Consider the following 5185-nt stretch of genomic DNA (forward strand, 5'->3'; position numbering starts at 1 on the left):
GCCAGGATCAAACTCTCGTAAAAAAGTTCTCTCTCGGTCAGGAAAACTACTAGCTTTCCTATCCCGTTATTTACTGTTGGCATCAGACCTTCGCTTTTGCTCGGTCTGATTTCCGTTCTGAATATTTCTCTTAGAAATTTTCAGGGTCGTTGTCTATTGTTCAGTTATCAAGGTTCTTTTTGTCTTTTGCTGTCTCTCGCGAGTCAGCTTAAATATAATACCATCTCTTTTCTTCTGTGTCAATACTTTTTTTGAAGTTTTTTTATTTTTTCTCAACACTCAATCGATAGTATATTTACAATAGAAGAAACACAATATATTCCATTGTTTTCCTTCTTCAATAAGGCAAACAAAAAACCACTGAGCTTCTCAGCAGTTTTTGCCTAACGGAGAAAGAGGGATTCGAACCCTCGCGCCGGTTGCCCGACCTACACCCTTAGCAGGGGCGCCTCTTCGGCCTCTTGAGTATTTCTCCAGCAGAAGTTATTATACTAAACCCCCGCATGATTGTCAACGTATTTTTTTCTTATTCTCCAAAAACGCTTTTCTACTGTAATATAGGATAAAAGCAAGCGCTGTCAGTATCCAAGTTACCGGATAGCTGAATATAATGGCATTGATAGTAGGCGCTATTTCCATGGCTCCCACAAGCCAGGCAATCCGGAGAAGGCAAATTCCAACCAGCGTGATGATCATAGGTACGAGAACGTCTCCCACGCCCCTCATAGCACCCGCCAACACTTCGATGAACACGTAGACCACATACCACGGGGTGATGAGAAGCACCATCCGACTCCCAATCTCTATGACATTCTGATCGGACGTGAACATACGGAAAAGAGGAGTCCTCATTGCCACCAGCAGGATCACAATGACAGTGGACACAGCAAAATCCATGAGAAGGCAGATCTTTGTGCTCTTTTTTACTCTGTCCTTCTTTCCTGCGCCGTGGTTCTGTCCCACAAAGGAGGTGATGGCTATGCCGAAGGAGGTGCTGACCATCCAGAACACAGCATCCATCTTTCCAAAGGCGGACCAGGCTGCTGCCGTGTCTGTTCCAAAGGTATTCAGCGCCGCCTGGATGGCTATATTTGTAATGGCAAACAGGATAGACTCCACTGCTGTCGGTATCCCAAGCTGAAGCTGTGAGAAGAGAATAGACCATGTAAAGCGCATCCTCTTCAGTGTGATCCGCAGCGCCCCTCTGTCCCTGGCCAGCCGGATCGTAATGAGAACCGCGCTGAGCGCCTGGGAGAGAAATGTAGCTGCGGCAGCTCCCGCCACGCCCATCTCAAGTCCAGCCACAAACACAATGTCCAGCACAATATTTGCAAAGCAGCAGATAATCAGATAGTAGAGGGGCGTACGTGAATTTCCCGCCGCCCTCAGTATACTGGAGCCCATATTATATATGAAGGTAAAGGTGAGAGCCCCAAAATAAATGCGCAGATAGAGGATCGCATCCCCCATGATCTCCCCAGGTGTATTCATCCATTCCAGCATGGATGGAGTCAGGAAAATGCCTGCTGCCGTCAAGACAATTCCTCCTGCCACGGCCAGTACATACGCATTGTGTACAGCCCTGCTGACAGATCTTCTGTCTCTCGCACCGAAAAAGTGAGCAATAATGACGGATGCCCCTGAGGAGAGGCCTGTGAAAAAACCCACCACAAGACTGGCTATCTGAGCGGAGGAGCCGCCTACCGCAGCCAGCGCCTCTTTCCCCACAAATTGCCCTACTACCACTGTATCTACTGTATTATAAAGCTGCTGAAAAAAACTCCCCAGCATGATCGGGAAGAAGAAAATAAGAAGCTGCTTCCATATAACTCCCTCCGTGATCTGCCGGGAAGCATCTGTTTTTACAGACATATTAATCCCCTTTTATTTCGCATACTGACTGATAACCGCCTCGATCCGCTTCTTCACCTCCGCCGCTATCTCTGTGGTCTTCATATCCTTGTACTCCTCATAGTACATGGGCTCCAGGAAATGTACCTGGACTGTGACCGGGCTAATGGTATTAGCGTCAAAGGGCTTGAAGGAATCGATAAGGGCCACCGGGACAATAGGGCATTTGGCCTTTGTGGCAGATTTGAAGCTGCCTCCCTTGAACTCCCCGGGATGGTTGCCGTTCTTTGACCGTGTTCCCTCCGCAAAAATCAGATAGTTGCGTCCTTTTTTCACTTCCTCTGTCACGTGGATGATGACCTGCATGGCCTGGCGCACATCCTCTCTGTCCAGCATATAGGCCTTCATACAGGCAAAAACCTGCTTTAAAAACTGGATGTTTCCAATTTCTTTTTTCGCCACCACGGCAAAGGGTCTGGGGCAGGCCTCAATGATGGCCAGCACATCGTAAAGTCCCTGGTGATTAGGGAAAAACATAAATCCGTTCTCTTTCGGAAGATTTTCCACTCCAAAGGAGGCGATCTTTACATTGCCGCCCCGGTTTGCCCGTAGGGTGATATATTTCAGAAGGGCGTACTGCTCCTCATCCGTATATTTTTCTGTGTGTGCCGCGTGATAGCAGAGCTTGCACCACGCGTACGGAACGAGGAGGATGTTCCGGAAGATCATTAGTAATATCCTTTTCATTATCGTTAGCTCCTTCTATTTTATTTCCTGTATTCTCTGATGGCCGTCTCGTAAAGATTATTTCCCTGGCTGTCAATGACGACGATGACCGGGAAATTCTCCACCTCCAGGCGGCGTATGGCCTCTGTTCCCAGATCATCGTAGGCGATCACCTCTGATTTTTTGATACATTTCGACAGAAGGGCGCCTGCTCCGCCCACCGCCGCAAAATAGACACAGCCGTTGCGCACGATGGCATCCATCACATCCTGGGTCCTCTTTCCTTTTCCGATCATGGCTCCAAGTCCCAGATCAAGAAGCCTGGGAGTGTACCTGTCCATCCGGCTGGCCGTTGTAGGGCCTGCTGACCCGATGGGACGGCCTTCCCTTGCCGGGGAAGGGCCCATGTAATAGATAACCTGATCCTTTATATCAAGAGGAAGCTTTTCCCCTCTGTCCAGGGTCTCGTCCATCCTCTTGTGTGCTGCATCCCGGGCCGTGTATATGGTACCTGTAAGATACACATAGTCCCCGGATTTAAGCCCTGCTGCCTCTTCCTTTGTCATTGGCACATTCATATGTTTTTCCATATTTTCCGCTCTCCTGTTTCTTTGTATATGACCAGCTTTTATATTCCGTCTCCTATATTTCTCTCACTACATGCCGGTTTACATGACAGCAGATGTTCACAGCCACCGGCAGACCCGCAATGTGGGTGGGATAGGTGTTCACATTGACCGCAAAGGCTGTCGTGCTTCCTCCCAGTCCTCCCGGCCCGATGCCGAGACAGTTGATTTTCTCCAGCATCTCCTCCTCCAACTCTTTCACCCACGGAATGGAAGAGTGAGAGCCTGCGTCCCTTGTCAGCGCCTCCTTTGCCATGAGGGCACATTTCTCAAAGGTGCCTCCCACGCCAACGCCCACAACCATGGGCGGACAGGCGTTGGGGCCCGCATCTTTGACAGCCGTCAGAATGGCGTTTTTCACTCCCTCCAGACCGTCCGCAGGCTTAAGCATGAAAACCCGGCTCATATTTTCGCTTCCAAATCCTTTGGGTGCCACCTTGATCTTTACTTTATCCCCTGCCACGATCCTTGTATGGATGACAGCGGGTGTATTGTCCTTTGTATTTTCTCTGAGGATAGGATCTCCCACAACAGATTTCCGCAGATACCCTTCTGTGTATCCCTGGCAGACACCCTCATTTACGGCATCCTCCAGAAGTCCTCCCTCCAGGTGCACATCCTGGCCGATCTCCAGAAAGACGACCGCCATGCCCGTGTCCTGACAGATGGGAATCATATCCTTGGCCGCAATCTCCAGATTTTCCCTGAGCTGTGCTAATATCTGTCTCCCCAGGGGCGCCGCCTCTGTCTTTGCCGCGCGATTCATAACAGCCTCCATATCCTCTGACAGATAATGGTTGGCCTCTATACACATTTCTTTAATGTTTTCTGTTATCTCACTTACCTGGACTGTCCGCATTGATTTCCTCCCAATGTAAATAGTGTAAGGGCGCCTCCGCCCGTATATTCCCTAACTAGTATACTGTCTTTATCCATATATTTCAATTCCAGTATTGACATTTTCCTACCCTCATGCTTTAATACATATATAGTTAATTACTCAACTAATTAACCACAACACCAATTAAGGAGGTGTCTATGGAGTGAATATCAATCCAGGCCAGGATAAGCCTATTTTTATCCAGATAGCGGAGGGAATTGAGGACGGCATCCTCACGGGGGCCTTTCCGGAGGAGTCGCAGATTCCGTCCATTACGGAATTCTCCGTGAATTATAAGATCAATCCGGCTACAGCCCTCAAGGGCATCAATCTTCTTGTGGACGACAACATTATTTATAAGAAAAGGGGAGTTGGCATGTTTGTGGCAGAGGGAGCTGTACAGAAGCTCAGAAAAAAGAGGCAGGACCATTTTTACGCGAACTATATAAGCAGCCTTGTGGACGAGGCAAAGAGGCTTGGCATCACAAGCGAGGATGTCATTGCCATGATCGAGAGGGGGTTTTCTAAATGAGAGGAATCGAAGTAAAAAACGTATCCAAGTCCTTTAAGGACACACAGGCTCTGCGAAATGTGAGCCTCACCTTTGAGGAGGGAAAAATCTACGGACTGCTGGGGCGAAATGGAGCCGGCAAATCCACTCTCCTCAATATCATCAGCAACCGGAAATATCCGAACGAGGGGTATGTGTCAGTGGACGGTGTTCCCGCGGCGGAAAACGACGAGGCTCTTAGGAAAATGTTCCTCATCAATGAGATGAACCTTTACCCGGAGAGCATGAGGGTAAGGGACGCCTTCAAGGTGACAAAGACCTTTTACCCTTCCTTTGACGAGGAGTATGCGCTGAAGCTTTCGGAAATGTTTGAATTGAATATAAAAAAGAAGATCAAAAGCCTGTCCACCGGTTACCAGTCCATCTTCCGAAATGTGCTGGCCCTGTCCGTGAATGTGCCCTACGTCTTTTTCGACGAGCCGGTTTTGGGACTGGATGCCTACCACAGGGATCTCTTTTACAGACTTTTGATTGAAAAGTACAGCGAGGAGCCGTTTACGGCGGTGATCTCCACCCACCTCATCGAAGAGG

The 5185-nt window shown here is 48.8% G+C and carries 6 protein-coding genes and 1 tRNA gene; 2 read left to right on the forward strand and 5 right to left on the reverse strand.

Translation table 11 applies throughout. The features are described from left to right. Nucleotides 1-387 precede the first annotated feature (387 nt). The 5 genes from NI21_RS0115450 to NI21_RS0115470 form a co-directional block, all read right to left on the reverse strand. Nucleotides 388-475: transfer RNA gene (locus tag NI21_RS0115450), tRNA-Ser, on the reverse strand. Nucleotides 476-510: 35 nt separating this feature from the next. Continuing rightward, on the reverse strand, nucleotides 511-1872 hold the full coding sequence (locus NI21_RS0115455) for an MATE family efflux transporter (RefSeq protein ID WP_033127106.1): 1362 nt from the start codon (nucleotides 1870-1872) through the stop codon (nucleotides 511-513). 12 nt (nucleotides 1873-1884) lie between these two features. Continuing rightward, a complete protein-coding gene (locus NI21_RS0115460) occupies nucleotides 1885-2598 on the reverse strand; it encodes a 1-acyl-sn-glycerol-3-phosphate acyltransferase (RefSeq protein WP_033127107.1) in 714 nt (237 codons plus the stop codon). Between the two features lie 20 nt (nucleotides 2599-2618). Continuing rightward, nucleotides 2619-3194, reverse strand: coding sequence for a Fe-S-containing hydro-lyase (locus NI21_RS0115465; protein WP_330636907.1), 576 nt, complete (start codon nucleotides 3192-3194; stop codon nucleotides 2619-2621). 25 nt (nucleotides 3195-3219) lie between these two features. Then, nucleotides 3220-4062 (reverse strand): fumarate hydratase, encoded by an 843-nt coding sequence (locus NI21_RS0115470; RefSeq protein WP_033127109.1) that lies wholly within the window; start codon nucleotides 4060-4062, stop codon nucleotides 3220-3222. Between the two features lie 184 nt (nucleotides 4063-4246). On the opposite strand from NI21_RS0115470, the gene NI21_RS0115475 reads away from it, so the two are divergent. Both NI21_RS0115475 and NI21_RS0115480 read left to right on the forward strand, forming a co-directional pair. Further along, entirely contained in the window at nucleotides 4247-4615 is a 369-nt protein-coding gene (locus tag NI21_RS0115475; protein ID WP_033127110.1) for a GntR family transcriptional regulator, read from the forward strand. Continuing rightward, the coding region (locus tag NI21_RS0115480; RefSeq protein WP_033127111.1) for an ABC transporter ATP-binding protein at nucleotides 4612-5185 on the forward strand (574 nt) is incomplete at its 3' end. The genes NI21_RS0115475 and NI21_RS0115480, both read left to right, overlap by 4 nt.

Source organism: Eubacterium sp. ER2 (assembly GCF_000765215.1).
GTDB classification, from domain to species: Bacteria; Bacillota; Clostridia; order Lachnospirales; family Lachnospiraceae; genus Claveliimonas; species Claveliimonas intestinigallinarum.